This window comes from Methylobacterium sp. UNCCL125 (genome assembly GCF_900116795.1).
Taxonomy (GTDB): Bacteria; Pseudomonadota; Alphaproteobacteria; order Rhizobiales; family Beijerinckiaceae; genus Methylobacterium; species Methylobacterium fujisawaense.
In genome coordinates, this window is the sequence record NZ_FPBW01000010.1 from 178,052 (window position 1) to 194,794 (window position 16,743).

Annotated in this window: 17 protein-coding genes; 9 read left to right on the plus strand and 8 right to left on the minus strand. The window is 68.2% G+C overall.

The features are described from left to right. Positions 1-18 precede the first annotated feature (18 nt). Positions 19-1,287 carry an ergothioneine biosynthesis protein EgtB gene (egtB, locus tag BM396_RS12365; protein ID WP_043388643.1) on the minus strand — a complete coding sequence of 423 codons (1,269 nt, stop codon included), beginning with the start codon at positions 1,285-1,287 and terminating at the stop codon, positions 19-21. A gap of 263 nt (positions 1,288-1,550) precedes the next feature. Here egtB and murI point away from each other — a divergent pair, with 263 nt between their 5' ends. Then, positions 1,551-2,426: a glutamate racemase gene (gene murI / locus BM396_RS12370; protein ID WP_043388640.1), complete on the plus strand. Its 876-nt coding sequence runs from the start codon at positions 1,551-1,553 to the stop codon at positions 2,424-2,426. Positions 2,427-2,549: 123 nt separating this feature from the next. Here murI and BM396_RS12375 read toward each other — a convergent pair whose 3' ends face one another. After that, complete coding sequence (locus tag BM396_RS12375) at positions 2,550-2,747, minus strand: hypothetical protein (protein ID WP_043350768.1); 198 nt, start codon at positions 2,745-2,747, stop codon at positions 2,550-2,552. Positions 2,748-3,224: 477 nt separating this feature from the next. Here BM396_RS12375 and BM396_RS12380 point away from each other — a divergent pair, with 477 nt between their 5' ends. The 4 genes from BM396_RS12380 (at position 3,225) to BM396_RS12395 (ending at position 5,580) form a co-directional block, all read left to right on the plus strand. Then, a complete protein-coding gene (locus tag BM396_RS12380; protein WP_043350771.1) occupies positions 3,225-3,437 on the plus strand; it encodes a hypothetical protein in 213 nt (70 codons plus the stop codon). A 106-nt stretch (positions 3,438-3,543) separates the two neighbouring features. Next, a complete protein-coding gene (locus tag BM396_RS12385) occupies positions 3,544-3,801 on the plus strand; it encodes a hypothetical protein (protein ID WP_043350773.1) in 258 nt (85 codons plus the stop codon). Positions 3,802-3,936: 135 nt separating this feature from the next. After that, positions 3,937-4,578: a DUF47 domain-containing protein gene (locus BM396_RS12390; RefSeq protein ID WP_043388638.1), complete on the plus strand. Its 642-nt coding sequence runs from the start codon at positions 3,937-3,939 to the stop codon at positions 4,576-4,578. 15 nt (positions 4,579-4,593) lie between these two features. After that, positions 4,594-5,580: an inorganic phosphate transporter gene (locus tag BM396_RS12395; RefSeq protein WP_043388636.1), complete on the plus strand. Its 987-nt coding sequence runs from the start codon at positions 4,594-4,596 to the stop codon at positions 5,578-5,580. A 57-nt stretch (positions 5,581-5,637) separates the two neighbouring features. On the opposite strand, the gene BM396_RS12400 is transcribed toward BM396_RS12395, so the two are convergent. The 4 genes from BM396_RS12400 to BM396_RS12415 form a co-directional block, all read right to left on the minus strand. Next, complete coding sequence (locus BM396_RS12400; RefSeq protein ID WP_043388635.1) at positions 5,638-5,973, minus strand: GCG_CRPN prefix-to-repeats domain-containing protein; 336 nt, start codon at positions 5,971-5,973, stop codon at positions 5,638-5,640. 69 nt (positions 5,974-6,042) lie between these two features. Then, positions 6,043-6,306, minus strand: a complete 264-nt coding sequence (locus BM396_RS12405) for a GCG_CRPN prefix-to-repeats domain-containing protein (RefSeq protein WP_043388633.1) — start codon at positions 6,304-6,306, stop codon at positions 6,043-6,045. A 184-nt stretch (positions 6,307-6,490) separates the two neighbouring features. Further along, positions 6,491-7,864: a sensor histidine kinase gene (locus BM396_RS12410; RefSeq protein ID WP_043388631.1), complete on the minus strand. Its 1,374-nt coding sequence runs from the start codon at positions 7,862-7,864 to the stop codon at positions 6,491-6,493. Next, positions 7,864-8,598, minus strand: coding sequence for a response regulator (locus BM396_RS12415; protein ID WP_043388629.1), 735 nt, complete (start codon positions 8,596-8,598; stop codon positions 7,864-7,866). The genes BM396_RS12410 and BM396_RS12415 overlap by 1 nt, the downstream gene beginning before the upstream one ends. Positions 8,599-8,856: 258 nt before the next feature. Here BM396_RS12415 and BM396_RS12420 point away from each other — a divergent pair, with 258 nt between their 5' ends. Then, positions 8,857-9,933 (plus strand): tartrate dehydrogenase, encoded by a 1,077-nt coding sequence (locus BM396_RS12420; RefSeq protein ID WP_043388628.1) that lies wholly within the window; start codon positions 8,857-8,859, stop codon positions 9,931-9,933. Positions 9,934-10,050: 117 nt separating this feature from the next. On the opposite strand, the gene BM396_RS12425 is transcribed toward BM396_RS12420, so the two are convergent. Then, positions 10,051-11,106 carry a zinc ribbon domain-containing protein gene (locus tag BM396_RS12425; protein WP_043388626.1) on the minus strand — a complete coding sequence of 352 codons (1,056 nt, stop codon included), beginning with the start codon at positions 11,104-11,106 and terminating at the stop codon, positions 10,051-10,053. A gap of 692 nt (positions 11,107-11,798) precedes the next feature. Between BM396_RS12425 and BM396_RS12430 the strand changes: the two genes are divergently transcribed. The 3 genes from BM396_RS12430 to BM396_RS32155 are packed head-to-tail and all read left to right on the plus strand — an operon-like array spanning position 11,799 to position 15,439. Next, the gene (locus BM396_RS12430) at positions 11,799-14,036 is read left to right on the plus strand and encodes a TonB-dependent siderophore receptor (RefSeq protein ID WP_043388624.1); all 2,238 of its coding nucleotides are present in this window, start codon (positions 11,799-11,801) and stop codon (positions 14,034-14,036) included. A gap of 42 nt (positions 14,037-14,078) precedes the next feature. Continuing rightward, positions 14,079-15,251: a PepSY-associated TM helix domain-containing protein gene (locus BM396_RS12435; RefSeq protein WP_081948900.1), complete on the plus strand. Its 1,173-nt coding sequence runs from the start codon at positions 14,079-14,081 to the stop codon at positions 15,249-15,251. Further along, complete coding sequence (locus BM396_RS32155; RefSeq protein WP_139231584.1) at positions 15,248-15,439, plus strand: hypothetical protein; 192 nt, start codon at positions 15,248-15,250, stop codon at positions 15,437-15,439. Before BM396_RS12435 ends, BM396_RS32155 begins: the two co-directional genes overlap by 4 nt. Before the next feature lie 650 nt (positions 15,440-16,089). Here BM396_RS32155 and BM396_RS12440 read toward each other — a convergent pair. After that, a complete protein-coding gene (locus BM396_RS12440) occupies positions 16,090-16,704 on the minus strand; it encodes an NIPSNAP family protein (RefSeq protein ID WP_043388623.1) in 615 nt (204 codons plus the stop codon). Between the last annotated feature and the right edge of the window lie 39 nt (positions 16,705-16,743).

Genomic DNA, 16,743 nt, shown 5'->3' on the forward strand with positions numbered 1-16,743 from the left:
GGGCAGCTCCGGAGGGCGTCAGGCGGCATCGGCCAGGCGCAGGCCCGTGAACTGCCAGCGCTGGTGCGGATAGAAGAAATTGCGGTACGGCAGCCGGGCATGACCCTCGGGTGTCGCCACCGACGAGCCGCGCAGCACAAACTGGTTGGCCATGAACTTGCCGTTGTACTCACCGAGGGCCCCCGGGAGCGGCCGGTAGCCCGGGTAGGGCATGTAGGCGCTGCGGGTCCATTGCCAGACGAGGCCGAAGGCATCCGGCAGACCGCCGTCCCGGGCCGCGACCTCCCACTCGAACTCGGTCGGCAGGAACCGGCCGGCCCAGCGGGCATAGGCGTCGGCCTCGTAGTAGCTGATGTGGGTGACGGGCGCGTCGAGATCCACAGGCCGCTGGCCGCCGAGGGTCATGGTCGCCCACCCCTCCCCGTCCCGGCGCCAGTAGCCGGGCGCCTCCCAGCCCTCCGCCGGACCGGCATACCAGCCGTCCGAGAGCCACAGCTCGGGCTTGGCATAGCCGCCGTCCTCCATGAAGCCGAGCCACTGGCGGTTGGTCACCAGCGCCCGGTCGATGCGGCCGGCCGGGATCAGCGTCTCGTGGCGGGGGGATTCGTTGTCGAACGAGAACCCCTCTCCCGTGTGGCCGATCCAGGCGATCTCCCGGCGGAGCTCGACCTGACCGCGCTGCGCGGCTGCGTCCGGGAAGCGCCAGTCCGGATCGTAGGCGGGATTGAGCGGATTCTGCGCGAAGGCGTGGAGGATGTCGGTGAGGAGCAACTCCTGGTGCTGCTGCTCGTGATAGAGGCCGATCTCCAGGATCGGCAGCACCATCTCCAGGGCGCGATCGGAGGCTTGGCTCAGCAGGGTCTCGACGGCGCGGTCGATATGGGCCCGGTAGGCAGCGACCTCGGCCATGGTCGGGCGGGTGATCATGCCCCGCTGGATGCGCGGCTGCCGCGGGCCGGCCGCCACGTAGTACGAGTTGAAGAGGTAGTGTAGCCGCGCGTCGTAGATGGCGTAGCCCGGCAGATGCTCCCGCAGCAGGAACTGCTCGAAGAACCACGTGACATGCGCCCGGTGCCACTTGGTCGGGCTCGCATCCGCCATGGACTGGACCTGCTGGTCCTCCGGCGAGAGCGGTGCGGCGCGGCGCTCGGTCTCGTTCCGGACCTGCCGGAAGGCCGCGATCCACGCGGCGCGATCGATCGGTCGTGCGGTGACGGGCGGCGGCGGAAAGGCCGGTGCCCGGGGGTCGTGCGTCTCGTCCGGACGCAGTGCGGCCGTCGCTGCCATGACGATGATCCCCTTAATCCTGCCGCACCGAGAACCATTTCCTCGATTCCGGGCCGGCCGGCAGAAGATATGTCCCGGTTGTGGTCCGACAACCTCTCCGACGAGCATCGGCTCGGCGCAGCCGGTCTGGGGGCACTTCGCCGCGGACGCGCGGCGGTTAACGGAACGGGTTGGGGATCGCGGATCTTTCTCTCGCCGCAGTGAGATCGCCTTAACCCTCACGGCCGAGATTTTGGGACGCTCTTCGAGGAGTCCGGGTTCTCATGCGGATCGATCTGATGGCCGGGGCCAGCCTGTCCGCCGCGGCGCTGCGCAGTGCCGCCGAGCCGACCATCCTGGTCTTCGATTCCGGGCTCGGCGGCCTCACCGTCCTCGACGCCGTGCGGCGCGCCCGCCCGGATGCCCGTTACGTCTATGTCGGCGACGATGCCGCCTTCCCCTATGGCCGGCTCGGGGAGGCGCCCCTCGTCGCCCGCGTCCTCACCGTGATGGAGCGGCTCGTCGCGACCCACAGGCCTGATCTCGTCGTGATCGCCTGCAACACCGCCTCGACGCTGGTGCTTCCGGCGCTCCGGCAGCGCTTCACGACGCCCTTCGTGGGCGTGGTGCCGCCGATCAAGCCCGCGGCCGAGGTGACGCGCTCCCGGATGATAACCCTGCTGGCGACGCCCGGCACGGTGGCGCGGTCCTACACGAGCGACCTGATCGCGACCTATGCCGGCGCCTGCGCGGTCACGCGGATCGGCTCGCAGAATCTCGCCGGCTACGCGGAAGCCGAGCTCGCCGGCGCGCCGGTGGACGATGCCGCCCTCGCCGCGGAGATTGCCCCCTGTTTCGTCACCGAGGCGGACGGCCGGCGCACCGACGTGATCTGCCTCGCCTGCACCCACTATCCCCTGCTGCTTCCGCGCCTGCAGGCCGTGGCGCCCTGGCCGGTGACCTGGATCGACCCGGCCCCCGCCATCGCCCGGCGCGTCGTGCAGCTGATCGGCCCGCTCCCGCGCGAGGCGGACCGGCACGGCTCCGCGCTCGGCGCCTTCACGGCCGGAAGCTGCCTGACCGACGCCCTGCGCACAGCCCTCGCGGCCCGCGGAATCGGTGAGGTCGGCGTGGAGTCGATCCCGTTGCCGATGCAGTAGACGGGCGCGGCGATCCCGGGCGCCACAACGGGCGCCTGAGCTCTGGGATGCGCATCCGCCCGCCAGCTCGCGTGAGCGCCGCCGGGCCCGGCCCTCAAGTGCCGTGTCCGGCCCACGCGCCCCTCAGGAGGCGCTGAGGCCGGCGGCACGCGGCATGGTCGTCGACGGGGCTGCGGACGCATCGGCTTCGGTCGGAACGATCAGGTGGACGAACAGCATGCCGGCGGCGACGATCAGCGCGAGGGCGATGATCCGCCAGAGTTCGAGGATCGGCTCCTGAGCGGGCGCATCCTGGTGCGGCCTGTTGGTTTCGCTCGGCATCGCTTCCGCTTCTCCGCCTCTGACCATCCGGATCGGACACCCGGAGGATGAACGCCCCGTAAATTCCGCCCTCGATCGCCGCGTCCGATCCGTTGCCGAAGGCCGGGGCCGGCTGCGTCAGCCGGGTCCGAGGCGCGGGTCAGAATCGTCTTCGCCGTGAAGACGATGATGGTGCGTTCGACCGGAAAGCGGATGATCGCCGTGTCGCACCGGAATGGGGCGACAGGTGGACGGCCGCGGCGCATGCGCGGTGCGTCACCGCACAGACGGAGGAGCCGGTCCGTCGGCCGCAGCGCGCCGACGGCGCCGGCACGTTCAGGGACGATTTGGGCCAATGGCGGGCTTCGATCAGATGTCGAAAGCTGAATACAGCTCGATACTGGGCGTTGATCGCATTCGAGAGTATGGTTTAGCTTGATTCGTGATCGCCCGTGGGTCCGAGCGGCCTGCGGCGGGGCTCCGCTCCGGGAGTGCCTGATGTTCGAGAGCATGTTTTGGGGCGCGGCGCTCGTCGCGCTGATCGGGTCGGCCGCGATCGTGGCGATCGGGGCGAGCTTCCAGCCGGGCCTTAGCCGGAGGAACGAGGTGGATCCGCGCGTGCCGGATCCGCGCCGGACCTTCGGACGCAAGCGCCGGTGGCGGCGTCCGCCGCGGGTGGCACGGCGCATCGGGCCGCTCCCGATGCGGTGAGGGCCGCTGCACCAAAGACGTACATCTCCCGGCGACCATGCGCATGATAATCTCTGATGGACTGCGGGATCGCAGTGTTCACGCCGCGCGGGAGGGTTGGGGACTGATGAGCGTGCGTCAGATTTGTGATCAGGTTCGGATTGCCGAGCAGGCCTTCACTGCCGCCCTCGGCAACATGAAGGACGCGGGCCTGCGCGAGGCGCTGAGCCGCGAGCTTCAGGAAATGGAGAGCGCCGAGATCGAGGCCGGACAGGACGCAGCCTTAGCGCGGTCGGCCTCCTGGAAGCGGGTGAAGATGCTGCATGGCCTCGGTTACCCGGTGGATTTCGGCTGGCTTCACGCCTCCACGGGACAAGCCTGCTGAGCCGGGCGGCCGGAGGGCGATCAGCAACGGTCGATTGTATCCCGGCCGCCGGATCGGCCGGCGCTTTCGCCCGTTGTGCCTGCCGGGCGTTTTCGCGCCCGGCGGATACCGCCGACCTCTCGACCCGGACACGACATGCTGGCTTGGTTTCGTGCCCTGATGCCGCGAGAGGACCGGTTCTTCGACCTGTTCGAGCGTCATGCCGCGACGCTCACGGACGGCGCCGCCGCGCTTCGGTCGCTCCTCGACGGCACGCAAGCCGTATCGGCGGCCTACGCGGCGATCGCGGCCCATGAGGATGCCGCGGACGCGATCACCCGGGAGGCGCTTCTGGCGGTCCGCCGGACCTTCATCACGCCCTTCGACCGCAGCGATATTCAGGCCCTGGTCGGGTCCCTCGACGACGCTATCGACCAGATGCTCAAGACCGCCAAGGCGGTCCAGCTCTTCGAGGTGACCACCTTCGAGCCGGCCATGCGCGAGATGGGGGCGGTCATTCAGGAGGCCGCGCAGGTCACCGCCGAGGCCCTGCCGAAGCTGCGGGCGCTCGGCGAGAATGCCACCGCGCTGAACGGCCTGACCGAGCGCGTGATCGAGCTGGAGGGGCGGGCCGACGACCTGCACAATGACGGGTTGAAGGCCCTGTTCAAGGCGTCGGGACAGGACCCCATGGCCTTCATCGTCGGGTCGGAACTCTACGGCCACCTGGAGAAGGTCATGGATCGGTTCGAGGACGTGGCGAACCAGATCAGCAGCATCGTTGTCGAACACGTTTAAGCTGCAGGCCGCCGCGTGACATTCCTCATCGTCCTCATTGCCCTCGCGCTGGTCTTCGATTTCCTGAACGGGTTGCACGATGCCGCGAACTCCATCGCCACCATCGTGTCGACGCGGGTGCTGGCGCCCCGCTACGCCGTGTTCTGGGCGGCGTTCTTCAACTTCGTGGCCTTCCTGGTCTTCGGGCTCCACGTCGCCGGAACCGTGGGTTCGGGCATCATCGACGTCGCGGCGGTGGACGACCGGGTGATTCTCGGCGCGCTCGGCGGGGCGATCAGCTGGAACCTGATCACGTGGTATGCCGGCATCCCGTCCTCGAGCTCGCACGCCCTGATCGGCGGCCTGCTCGGCGCCGGCATCGCCAAGGCGGGGTTGGGCGTGATCGTCTGGCCCGGCGTGATCGCCACCAGCGCCGCCATCGTCCTGTCGCCGGCCCTCGGCTTCGCCCTCGGCCTGGTGCTGATGCTGGCGGTCTCGTGGATCTTCATCCGCTCGACCCCGCACGCGGTGGACGGGCTGTTCCGGGGCCTGCAATTCGTCTCGGCCTCGCTCTACTCCCTCGGCCACGGCGGCAACGACGCCCAGAAGACCATGGGCATCATCGCCGCCCTGCTCTACGCCCACGGCGAGAGCGGGGCCTTTCATGTGCCGCTCTGGGTCGTGCTGTCCTGTCAGGGCGCCATGGCGCTCGGCACCCTTCTGGGCGGCTGGCGCATCGTCCACACGATGGGCTCGAAGATCACGCGCCTGACGCCCCTGCAGGGCTTCTGCGCCGAGACCGGAGGCGCCGCGACCCTGTTCGCCGCAACGGCCTTCGGCATCCCGGTCTCGACCACCCACACGATCACCGGCGCCATCGTCGGCGTCGGGGCTGCGCGCCGGGTCTCGGCGGTCCGCTGGAACGTGGCGCAGGGCATCGTGATCGCCTGGGTGATCACGATGCCGGCCGCGGCCCTGGTCGCGGCCCTGACCTACGCGGCATCGGGCCTCGTGCTGCCGTAGGACGGCCCGCGAACCGGTCGCGGCCCCGCGACGGGCGGGGCCGGATCCGGCGCGGGGTCACCAGCGGTGATGCCAGCCGCCGTGATGCCAGCCGCGGTGCCAGCCACCGCGCCAGCCACCATGCCAGCCGACACGGCGGAAGCCGCCCCAGCGGGAGCCACCGTGCCATGCGAACCGGCGGTGCCAGCCGTAGCGGTAGCCGTAATGCCACCGGTAGCCGACGCGCCGATAGGCCGGGACGTAGACCACCGGACCGTAGCCGAGATTCGGCCGGCACCAGCCGTAGATGTTGCGGTGAAAACCGGGCCCGCAGCCGTCGCGCGCCTCGGCGCTCGAACCGGCCATCAGGACTCCCGCGGCGAGCGCCACGGGCATGACGAGGGTACGGATCATGACTCACTCCATGGGCGTCCGGCCGCAAGGCCGGACGAGGGACAGGGTGCGATCAGGCGATGCGGCGGCTCAGTTCGGCCAGCAGCGGCGGCCGTAGGGACCGATGTGGAAACCGGCCGGGCAGGAGCGGCCGCGGACATAGCCGCCCCATTGCCCGCCGGTCCGGCAGCCGCCGTAGGGGCCGCGATGCCCGTAGGGGCCGCAGCCGCCGTAGACCTGGATGATCCGGGCGCCGTCGAAGCCGGTGGCGACCGCGTCCTGGACCAGGGGCAGCGCCGAGGCGGGCACCGCGAGGCTGGCGAGGAAGACGGCCGGGGCGAGGCTCTTCAACATCGATGATCTCCTTCTGCTCGATCGGGCTGGCGCGGCCTCTCGGCCGACGGCCCGCGCCGGGGCGGGGTATTGGCCGCGGCGTATGGGCGAAGGTTCGTCCCTGCGCGCTTCCCGGATGTGACCGGGATGCGCCGTCCTGTAACGTTGTGTAACCGCCGGTTGCGCGGCCGTTGCCGCGTGCCGCTCAGGACAGGCCCGGCAGGGTCACGACGAGGCGTGCGCCGCCGTTGGCGCCGGCTTCCGCCACCACCGTGCCGCCATGGGCCTCCGCGATCTGGCGGCTGATGGCGAGACCGAGGCCTGTCCCGCCGGTCTGCCGGCTCCGCGACCGCTCGACCCGGTAATAGGGGCTGAACACCGCCGTCCGCTCCGCCTCGGGGATGCCCGGCCCGTCATCCTCGACAACGATCCGGCAGACCGTCCCGGCCCGGCTCACCGCCACCGACACCGACGAGCGCCCGAACTTGACGGCGTTCCCGATCAGGTTGGCCACGACGCGGCGCAGGGCGACCGCGTCGCCGGCCACCGTGGCGTCCCGCACCTCCTCGCCGGTCAGGCTGATGGGCGCGCCCTGGGCCGCGTGCTCGGCGACCTCGACGGCGACGAGATCGGCGAGATCCACCGGCGCGCGGGTCGCCTCGACGGCGGTGCCCCGGGCAAATCCCAGGGACGCCTCGATCAGCGCGGTCATGGCGTCGAGATCGGCCACCAGCTTCTCCCGGAGCGCCGGCTCGGCCACCGCCTCGGCGCGCAGGCGCAGCCGCGTCAGGTAGGTCTTGAGGTCGTGCGAGATGGCTCCGATCAGCAAGGAGCGCTCGGCCATCAGGCCGGCGATCCGCTCCTGCATGCCCTGCACCGCCTGGGCGAGACGCCGGATCTCGGGCGCGCCCGTGGGCGCGCTCATCCGTTCCGGGGCGCGGCCGTCGAAGCGGGAGACCGCGTCCGTCAGGCGCCGCAGCGGAGCGAGTTCGTGCCGCGTGCCGACCAGGACGAGACCGGCCGCCGCCGCGCCCAGCACCGCGACCCAGAGGCTCAGGGGCTGGCCGAACAGCCACGGCATGAGCGAGCGGCGGCGTTCGGTGGCATGGATCACCGCGAAGCGGCCATCGGGCAACCGATAGGTCGCCATCGCGAGGCGCCCGATCGGTCGGGCCCGCTCTGCCTTGTCGATATCGGCCGGATCGACGCCGCGGCGCAGCAGGGCGGTGTCGGTATAGGCCTGGACGCGGTCGGCGGATTCGGCTGTCATCCGGCGCAGACGGGCTTCGAGGCGGGGCTCGCGGATCAGGTCGGCCCGGTCGGGTTGCGCATCGACGATCTCCGTTTGCAGCGCTTCGCCGCTCACGGCCTTCAGGATGGCCGGCCTCTGGGCCGGATCGGCGTCGCGCAGCAACGTCATGATGCCGGCGGCCTGATCGACGCGCGGAAACCGCGTGGCGTAGGGCCACCGCTCCTGCCGGCGCTGCCAGTGATCGAGGGCCACCGTGGCGAGGACGAGCAGGGAGAGCGCGCCCAGCAGGAGCAGCATGATGCGTCCGAGGAGGCCGACGCGGCCCATCACGGCGTTCCGGAGCGGACCGGGGCGGCCAGGATGTAGCCGGCGTTGCGCACGGTCTTGAGCAGGGCCGCGGCCTGGCTGCCGGCGGCGTCGAGCTTGTGCCGCAGGCGGCTGACCTGAACGTCGATGGTCCGGTCGAAGGCATCGGCGGTTCGGCCGCGGGTCCAGTCGAGAAGCTGGTCGCGCGAGAGCACCCGCTGCGGCCGCGTGACGAAGCAGTGCAGCAGGTCGTACTCGGCGCTGGTCAGAGGGACCTCGGAGGCCGGGTCGCCGATCATCACCGTGCGGGCCGCGAGATCGACGATGAGGTCGGCGACGCTCAGCCGCTCGGGCGCGGCCTCGGGGGCCGGGGCGCCGGCGCCGTTGGCCCGGCGCAGGACGGCGCGGATCCGGGCGAGCAGGACCCGTGGGTTGAAGGGTTTCGAGACGTAGTCGTCTGCGCCCATCTCCAGGCCGAGGACCCGGTCGATATCCTCGTCCTTCGCGGTCAGCATGACGATGGGCGGGCCATCCGCCTCGCGCAGGCGGCGGCAGATGGACAGGCCGTCCTCGCCCGGCAGCATCCAGTCGAGGACGATGAGGTCCGGCGCGGGGCCGGATGCGAGCAGCCGGTCGAGTGCGGTGCCGCCGTCGAGGGCGACGGCGCGGAACCCCTCGCCCTCCAGGTAGCCGGCGAGGAGGGCGCGGATGTCGGGATCGTCCTCGACGATGGCGATGGTGGTGCCCTCGTGCATGGGCCGAGCATAGGCGCGGCCGGCGGGACGGCAACGCGAAACTGCACGGTGTCACAAAACGTTACATGGGCCGTCGGGAGCGGCCGGGCCGTTCCGGGCGTTGCCCGTCGGGCGCTGGACGCGACCGGTGCGGCCGCCGCGCGTGTGGGCGCGTCGCGAGGATGCGACGGACCCGGCGGATCACCGAACTGCGGTCCCTCGCGTCTCGACGGGATCGGAAGCGGCGCCAGATCTCCCCGACACGCTCGGAGATCCCTCATGAAGACCTACACCATCGCCGCCATTCCTGCGGACGGCATCGGCGTGGAGGTCATCGCCGCCGGCATCGCGGTGCTCGACGCCCTCGCCGACAAGGCCGGAACGTTCCGGTTCCGCTTCGACCACTTCGATTGGGGCTCGGACTATTACAAGACGCACGGCGTGATGATGCCGGCCGACGGCCGCGCGCAGATCCGGAACCACGACGCGATCTTCTTCGGCGCGGTGGGCGCGCCGGACGTGCCCGATCACATCAGCCTGTGGGGGCTGCGCCTCGCGATCTGCCAGCCCTTCGACCAGTACGCCAATGTCCGCCCGACCCGGATCCTTCCGGGCATCACCAGCCCGCTGCGTCACGTCTCGGGGCCGGAGCTCGACTGGGTGATCGTCCGGGAGAACTCGGAGGGCGAGTATGCGGGCGTCGGCGGCCGGGTCCACCAGGGCCACCCCAACGAGGTCGCCACCGATGTCTCGATGATGACCCGCTCGGGCGTCGACCGGATCATCCGCTACGCCTTCGAACTCGCTCGCTCCCGCCCGCGCAAGCGGCTCACGGTGGTCACCAAGTCCAACGCCCAGCGCCACGCCATGGTGATGTGGGACGAGATCGCCGCCGAGGTCGCCCGGGACTTTCCCGACGTCACCTGGGACAAGATGCTGGTCGACGCCATGACGATGCGCATGGTGATGAAGCCTGAGACCCTCGACACGATCGTGGCGACGAACCTGCACGCCGACATCCTGTCGGACCTCGCGGCGGCGCTCGCCGGATCCCTCGGCATCGCGCCGACCGCCAACATCAACCCGGAGCGCACTTTCCCGTCCATGTTCGAGCCGATCCACGGCTCGGCCTTCGACATCGCCGGCCAGGGAATCGCCAATCCGGTCGCGACCTTCTGGACGGCGTGTCAGATGCTGGAGCACCTCGGCGAGAAGCCGGCGGCCGAGCGGCTGATGCGTGCGGTGGAGCGCGTCACCGCGGATCCGAGCCTGCACACCCCCGATCTGGGTGGACGGGCGACGACGCGACAGGTCACCGACGCGGTCATCGCGGCGATCCGGGGTGACAACGCCTGAGGGGCGCCGGGCCGGATCGCCGCGTTCCGCGTCGCGCCTGCGGGGACGATCCGGCGGCACAGCGTCGATCCGCGATGCGATGCGGTGCGATGGTCCGGGCGGGCGGCGGCGCGCCCGCTACGGGACCGGGGTCGCGAGATCCGGGCTCGGGGTGCCGCAGGCCCGGCAGAAGCGCTCGAAGGTGCTCTTGCGATGCGTGCAGGACGGGCACTGTGCGAAGATGCCGAGCCCGCAATGGGGGCAATAATTCGTGCTCGCATCGTCGAGGGCGAGCGGCCGCTCGCAGCCGGGGCAGACCTTCTTGGCGAGACGGGCCAGGGCTTGGTCGGTGGCGATCTCGGTCCGCCGCTCGGCGTCCGGTCGCGCCTCCACGACGGCCTGTCGCGCGCGGTAGGCGTGCAGGGCATTGATCGCGGCGCGGCCCGCGACCAGGGTCACGATCACGCCGACGCCGTACTGCACGTAGCCGCCGTAGCTCGGCAGGTACGGCACGAGTTCGACGAAGAAGGCGAAGGCTGCCGCCAGGGCGAAGCCCCAGACGAACGGCCAGTTGCGGGTATGCCGCCGTTTGAGCAGGAGCCATCCGGCCAGGGCCAGCAGCGGCAGCGTCAGGGCGAGCCGGTAGGCGAAGACGCGCAACTCCTGGCCGCGCTCGGCCGCGTCGAGCTGCTTCTGCGCCGCCGCGCGCAGCTCGTCGTCCATCCGCAGCCGCGTCGCCTCCCGCTCGGACTGCTCGAGTCCCGCCTGCGCCCGGGCCGCGAGGCGCTCCTCGATGGTGCGCTCGGCGGCCTTGAGGGCGTCGAGTTGCTGCGTGCGCGCGATCAGGCCGGGATCCTGGTCGACCCGCTGCGTGGCGTCCCGGGTCTTCAGCCAGTTGGCGAAGGTCTCGCGCGCCCCCTCCGAGGCGGACTGGGCCGCCTCGAGGGCGAGCCGATCCTGCTCGACCTGCCGCCGGTTGTCGTCCTGCTCCCGACGGATCTGCTTCAGGGCCTCGGCCGAGGCTCTGGCCTGATCGGTGTCGAGGAACTGCTCGAGGGTATACCGGTGCTCGACCTGCGGCAGATCGCCGACGACCAGCGATCCCAGCCCGATCAGAAACCACGCGAAGACCACCGCGACGAGCCAGAGCGCCAGCGTGAACCAGCGTTCGGAGAGTCTTGAACCGGACCGCACGCGAATCGCCCTCGCCGAAAACCCAAGCGGGGCTTTATAGCGTGCGGTGGCCGGCGGGATATGCGGGCGGGACGCTCGGGATCGGCAGACCTCAGAAACAACAAAGCCCGCCCATGCGTCGGCGGGCTGCTGTCAGGCATTTGGTGCCCAGGAAAGAAGTGAAATAACTGAGTAAAAACAAGGTTCATGTGGCTTGTTGCGAGAGAAGCCTAGCCTTTGAGGCGCAAACTTTTTCGTCGAACTGTCCCGTACCGACTTTGGCGGATTGGCCGGGATGCATCATCGGTAACCGGTTCGGTGAAGGGCAGCTTTCGACCCAACCGGCCGCGCAGGCTCCTGCGACGGCGACCTGAAAGCGGACCGCGGCTTGTCCGAAAATGAAGGATTCGCCGATTGCGGCCCAATCGCTCCCGGACATGAATTTGAAAAGCTGACTTTACCGCGTTACCTGTCGCGAAATATTAGAAAAACTTCTTTCAGTTTGCCGATCGGATCCGACGCGGGAAATATTGCCTGTCAGGCAGTTCTTCGACCGCGATGCTGAATCGAGCGGCGAGAGTTTTAAAGTTCAGAATCGATCCAAATTTGAAACACTCTAAACGTGTGATTTTTGACACATTCTCGGATTGCTAAGCACTTCAATCCAAGATCAACATCGCGGAGCCTGCTCTCGATGCGTCTCTGCGTGATCTATGGTCAACCGCTCCTCACTCCTTAGCCTTCTCGTCGCGTCGACCGCGATCACCAACGCTGCAGTGGCGCAAGATGCCGCCGTACAGCTCAACGAGATTTCGGTGGAGGCTGCCCGCCCGGCTACCGTCAACGCGGCAGGTGCCGGGCTTGGCGGTGCTAACGTCAGTGGTGGTGACGGCAACAGTGCGGCCACCAGTGGCGGCGGTGGTGGACCCTCCGGTATGAGCGGCTACGTCGCTCGCGTAAGCCCCACCGCCACCAAGACCAACACGCCGTTGATCGAGACGCCGCAATCTGTCTCGGTCGTGACCCGGGAACAGCTCAACGACCGGAACGTGCAGGATCTCAATCAGGCGCTGTCCTACGTGCCGGGCGTTTCCGCCAACGTGTTCGGCTTCGACCCGCGCAACGACGCCTTCTACGTGCGCGGCTTTGCGGAGTATTACGATGGCGTCTATCGCGACGGCTTGCGCCAGCCGGGCGTCGGTCTGATCATACCGCGCACCGAGCCCTACGGATACGAGGCGCTGACCATCCTGCGCGGGCCGGCCTCCGGCCTCTACGGCCTCGGCTCCCCCGGCGGCATCGTCGACATCACCTCGAAGCGCCCTGTCTTCGTCCCCTTCGGCGAGGTCTGGTTCCAGGGCGGCAACTTCGACCGCTACCAGGGCAATTTCGACGTCGGCGGCCCGGTCGAGGGCTCGAATGGCACCATGGCCTACCGGTTGACCGGCATCGTGCGCCAGTCCGACACCTTCCTGCCCGGCGCCGTCGACGACCGCCAGATGATCGCGCCTTCGTTCACGTGGCGCCCCGACTCCGACACGAGCTTCACCCTGCTCAGCGAGTACCTGCACACCAATCTTCCCGGCACCGCGTTCTTCTACAACGAGCCGGGCTTCAAGGTGACGCGGCTCTACGGCGGCGATGCGGGGTTCAACAAGACGAGCCAGCAGCAGTACCGCATCGGCTACGCCTTCGAGCACAAATTCTCGCCCGATCTGATCTTTCGACAGAATTTCCGGTATCAGGATGCGGCGGTCAGCTTTCCGTTCACCGCCTTCACCGGCGTGACTGGATTGACGGCACAACGCTATGCCGGCCTCTACAAGGACAAGATCAAATCCGCCGTCGTCGACACCCAGCTTGAGGGTCACTTCTGGACGGGCCCGGTCGCCCACACGGTGATCGGTGGCGTCGACTACGCCCATTACGACTATGATCGCCGCTACGGCTTGAACTTCAACGTGCCCGACCTCAGCCTCGCGGGCGTGACCGATTTTTCGAACTTCCGCTACCGGACGTTCATTGCACGCCCGCCACTGACGAGCGGTTCTGGCCAGAGCCAGGACCAGATCGGTGTCTACCTGCAGGAGCAGGCGAAGTGGGACCGCTTCGTCCTGACGCTGACGGGGCGGCACGACTGGGTCTTCCAGAGCACGTCGAGCTTCACGAACCTCGTGCCCGGCACGCCGCGGGACCAGAATGACGGAGCCTTCACCGGCCGGGTCGGCCTCAACTACCTCCTGACACCCGCCTTCGTGCCCTACGCGAGCTACGCCACGACTTTCACGCCGCAGGTCGGTGTCGATTCCAATGGCCGCCCCTTCAAGCCCGCTACCGGTGACCAGATCGAGGCCGGCGTGAAGGTCGCGATCCCCAACACCAACATCACCGGATCGTTCGCCGGCTTCGACATCGTCCAGACCTCGATCCTGCGCCAGGACCCGACCAACATCGCCAATCAGGTCGCCACCGGCTCGGTCGAATCCAAGGGCTTCGAGGCCGAAATGACAGCGAGCTTCGCGCCGGGCACCAACCTGACGCTGGCTTACACGCATCTCGACGTGCGCTTCCTGCGCCAGACCTCGCTGGTCACGGGACAGCCGATCGACGGCAACAGCCTGTCTGGCATCCCGGGCAACACCTTCACAGCCTTCGCGACTTACCTGTTCCCGCCGGGCTCGATGCTCTCCGGCCTTCAGGTCGGCGGCGGCGTCCGCTTCGCCGGCACCAGCTACGCCGATGACGAGAACACGGTGCGCAACCCGACCGTGACGCTGTTCGACGCGGTGCTCGCCTACGATTTCGCGGCGCTTGACCCGAAGTACAAAGGCTTCCGCGCGCAGATCAACGCACAGAACATCTTCGACCGCGACTACACGAACTGCCAGGCCGGCTTCTGCTATCGCGGTGCGCCCGCGACGGTGATCGGCAGCTTGATCTACCGATGGTAGAGCTGCATTGCACTGGCGTGCAACCTTCGTCACGAGCGCGCGATGATTAGCGTCTCGCTCGGCGCGGCGCCTCGTCTCCGCGCATTTCGGCTATGGTCGCTGATCCATACATGGACAAGCCTCGTCAGCATGGCGTTCCTGTTGCTGCTGTGCCTGACCGGATTGCCGTTGATCTTCCACCATGAGCTCAACCATGCCCTCGGCTACGAGGCCGCGGTGCCGGACCTGGCTCCGGGAACTCCGTTCGTCCCGCTCGATCGGATCGCCGCCGCAGCGATCGCGCACAAGCCCGGGGAGGTCCTGCAATTCCTCTACTTCGACCCTGACGAGACGAACACCGTTCTCGCCGGCCTGGGTAAGACCCTCAAGACGGCCCCGAGCGACAGCTTCGTCGTTCTCGACAGGCGCACGGCGCAGGTTCTAGCCGACGACAAGCCCGGCGCCGGGCCGATCGGCTTCCTGCTTCAGCTCCATACCGACATGTTTCTCGGTCTGCCCGGCAAGCTGTTCCTCGGGGCAATGGGTCTCGTGTTTGCCGCTACGATCATCTCCGGGATCGTGCTCTACGGGCCTTTCATGAAGAAGCTCGACTTCGGTACGGTCCGGCGAAAGCGGTCAAGTCGGATCAAGTGGCTCGATTGGCATAATCTGATTGGTATCTCGACGCTGGCCTGGGCCCTCGTCGTTGGCACGACCGGTACGGTCAACACCTGGGCCGACCTGATGCTCAAGATGTGGCAGGGCGGCCAGCTCGCCGAGATGACGGCTCCCTATCGCGACGTGCCGCGCCCCCTGACGCTCGTCTCCCTCGATGCCGCGATGTCGACGGCGCGGACCGCGGCCGGGACGATGACGCCTCGGCTGGTCGCCTTCCCGGGTACGGGCTTCAGCAGCAACAATCACTACGCCGTGTTCATGGCCGGGAGCACGCCGCTGACCGCGCGTCTGCTCATGCCGGCGCTGATTGATGCCGGGACCGGACAGCTCACGGACATGCGCGCGATGCCTTGGTATATCCAGGCGCTATTCCTGTCCCAGCCCCTGCACTTCGGCGATTATGGTGGCCTGCCGCTCAAAATCATATGGGCGGTGCTGGACGTGGCGACGATCGTCGTCCTCGCCTCGGGTCTCTATCTCTGGCTCGTTCGCAGGCGCTCGGCGCTGCCTCGCTTGACGGCGAGCCGGACGCTCACGACGGCGGAGCCGGGTGAATGACGGCCACGAGAGGTGCCCCACATCGCATTTGGCCGATCCCGGCGATGATCGCGGCCGGGACGCTGATCAGCCTCGTCGGTGCGCTCGTCGCGGACGGCATCTGGGACCGGCTTGCTGCGCTCCTTCTGCTCGTCATGTCCCTCTACGTGCTCGCTGCGGGGCTGCGCTTGCGTGAGAACGGACGTTAGCTGCCAGCAATCGTGAACGGCAAAGTCTGCCATGCGAGAGATCAATCCGACACCGACCTACCAAGAGGCTATGCGCCTCATACGTCTCCGGAGGCGGGCGAAACGGCAAGGCCTCAAGCTGACGCGGTCGCGCTGGCACCAGCCGTATATCCGGAACCGCGGCGGCTTCGCCCTGCTCAACAGTCAAAATGAAATCATCGCTGGCGACGGCTACAGCTTGGACTTGGACGCAGCGGAAAATCTTCTGTCAACCACGATCAACCAGGGCGCGATCCCGCTGCGACAACAGACTCGAAAATCTGGGTCACGCGGTGTCGAGGAGGCTGCAGCTGGAGGCGCCGTCTTTCAACGCATATCGTGGAGTTGGGCGGAGGGTACTGCTGGTCGTTTGTCGCGCTCGACGTCTGCTGCCGAGAATTGACCGAGGTGCCTCGGATTATCGAGAGGGGCGCAAGTCCGCCGACCACCCCAATCTCCGCACGTCCGTTTTTGCGGCAGCAGTTCTGGTGAGCGGACAGGCGGGAAACCAACCCAGGCGGCCTTCCCGCTTTCGACCCCTGCCGGTCATACGGAAGGTCGCCAACGCAACCCGAAAGCAGTCATCTGCGAGCCACCCTCAGGGTCGTTTGAGAGCGGAGACGAAGGACTATTCAGGCCAGGGGAGATGGCCCCTGTGGAAGCGCAATAGTCGAAGTTGCTTCGGCAATCTGCTCCGGGCCTCCCTCGGGCGGCCAGACAGCGGCACCATAAGCCCAAGAGCGTAACTCGGTCCGTTCCTTGAAGCTCGTGAAGCCCCAAATGTGTGTGATCCGCGGTGCTCCATCGAGAGCGTACATGTTCGCGACGAGATGCTCGGTATATTCACGTGCGGGTGCGATAGCCGCTTCCCAACCCGCGAGCGTTCGCGGCAGCCCGCCGGGCTTCAGGCGGTAGGTCCGGAACTCGTACACCCCGCCACGGTCCCCGGTCCGGATCGGCGGCAGAAAGGCGAACGGCGCATAGCTGTCCATTTCCAGCGCCGTCACCACGCTCCCCGCATTGAACGGGTTAGCACTCAGAAGCGCCCGGCGGCGCTCGGCGGTCATATCTTCCGGTGCCTCGAACCCGCGCAGCACGATCAGGCGACCGAGTGTCCCTATCTCGGTCCGCCAGCAGCCGAACAGTTCACCCTTGGCCTCCGCGTCGTTCACCCAGTCATAAACCCCGTCGGATGCTCGATCGACTGCGAGCAACGGGCACGAAAGGGTAGCGAGTTCGTAGAGCATGGGGACCTCGGCGTTGCACCTTCAAACCGAGAGAGCGCC